Origin of the sequence: Pseudonocardia yunnanensis, assembly GCF_039534065.1 — a bacterium.
GTDB classification, from domain to species: domain Bacteria; phylum Actinomycetota; class Actinomycetes; order Mycobacteriales; family Pseudonocardiaceae; genus Pseudonocardia; species Pseudonocardia yunnanensis.
This window is the reverse complement of the sequence record NZ_BAAAUS010000031.1, coordinates 1-606: the sequence shown is the minus strand read 5'-3', so window position 1 is coordinate 606 and position 606 is coordinate 1. Positions and strand designations below refer to the sequence as shown.

Genomic DNA, 606 nt, shown 5'->3' with positions numbered 1-606 from the left:
CCGGTGTTGACCACCCCGAACGCCCGCGCCGACCGCGCCGCGCCGGCCCCGGCCACCGGACCCCCACCCCCGGCCGGGTCACACACCAACGACCCCCCCTCGAACAGCTCGCCGAACAACTGCCCACCGCGCTCGTCGAGCACGGTGACCTCGGGCAACACCAACCCCGCCGCCCGCACCGCCACCACCGCCAGCTCGACCTCCCGATACACCCCCGGGCCCGCACGACCGTCCGGCACATACACCCCCGCCGCCACCGGGTGCGCCGCCCCCGGTCCGGCCGGGTCGGTCCCCGCCGCGGTCCCCGCCGCGTCCGCCCCGGTGTTGCCTGTCGTGTTGTCTGCTGTGGTGCCTGTTGTGGTGTCCCCCCACTGGGTCATGCCGGGACCGCCGCCGCGTGATCACCCAACAGGTCCAACGCCCCACCCGCGATCAACTCCGCCGGGGACAACACCGCCAACCCGGTCGCCGCCGCGGCCTCCCGCGCCGCCAACGGACTCGCGGTCACCAACCCCGACACCACCCGCACCCCGACCCCCACCTCAGCCAAGATCTGCACCCCGGCCACCGCGGACAGCCCATCAGCCACCGCCAACACCGCACCAT

At 75.1% G+C, this 606-nt stretch carries 2 protein-coding genes; both read right to left on the bottom strand.

Going from position 1 to position 606, the window contains the following annotated elements; genetic code table 11:
- A partial coding sequence (locus tag ABD743_RS28505; RefSeq protein ID WP_344725437.1) for a hypothetical protein occupies positions 1 to 380 on the bottom strand: 380 nt, incomplete at its 3' end.
- Positions 377 to 606: hypothetical protein (locus ABD743_RS28500; protein ID WP_425566996.1), on the bottom strand; the 230-nt coding region annotated here is incomplete at its 5' end. The genes ABD743_RS28500 and ABD743_RS28505, both read right to left, overlap by 4 nt.